Origin of the sequence: Streptomyces sp. RP5T, assembly GCF_003933965.1 — a bacterium.
In the GTDB taxonomy this organism is placed as follows: Bacteria; Actinomycetota; Actinomycetes; order Streptomycetales; family Streptomycetaceae; genus Streptomyces.
In genome coordinates this window covers 1-691 of the sequence record NZ_RSAJ01001222.1, presented here as the reverse complement: position 1 = coordinate 691, position 691 = coordinate 1, and the positions used below count along the sequence as shown (strand labels likewise).

Here is a 691-nt window from a genome sequence, read left to right as displayed (position 1 = left end):
GGTTTCGGGGCGGGGGCGGCGGTTCTTCGCCGGCCGTGTCCGGGGTTTCCGACGCCGGTCCCCGTACTCCTGTCGCCTCCGGCTCCGTATCTGCCGCCGCCGCTCCCGTCCTGCGCGTTCTCCCTGGCGCCGAGGGCACCGGGCCGGACGGGAGTCTCCTGGAGGTCTTCCGGCGGCTCGGGAGTGGTCCGCGGGGGTTGACGGAGGCCCGGGCCGAGGAACTGCTGGCGCGGGTCGGGGCGAACGCGGTTCCGGATGCCCGGGACCCCTCCTGGCCCCGCCTGTTCGCGCGCAGTCTGCGTGACCCCTTCACCGCGGTGCTGCTCTGTCTGGGACTGGTGTCGGCAGCCGTCCTCGCCTGGGGGACCGCCGCGGTGATCCTCCTGCTGGTCGTCGTGAGCTGCGTCCTGCGCGCCTCCGGCGAACACCGGGCCGACCGCTCCACGGCGGGCCTGCGCCGCCTGGTGGCGACCACCGTCACGGTCCGGCGCCGGGCCGGCGAGGACACGCCCCCGGTCACCCGTGAGATCCCGGTCGAGGAACTCGTCCCCGGCGACGTCGTACGGCTCGGCCCGGGCGACCTGGTCCCCGCGGACGTACGACTGCTGCGGTCAGCCGGACTCGCCGTCCACCAGGCCGCTCTCACCGGGGAGTCCGCGCCGGTGGAGAAGTCCGCGGGCGAGGGCCCGGG

The 691-nt window shown here is 75.8% G+C and carries 1 protein-coding gene; it reads left to right on the top strand.

Features of this window, described 5'->3' with window-relative positions; translation table 11 throughout:
* Nucleotides 1-110: 110 nt before the first annotated feature.
* A partial coding sequence (locus EHS43_RS45525; protein WP_260471039.1) for a cation-transporting P-type ATPase occupies nt 111-691 on the top strand: 581 nt, incomplete at its 3' end.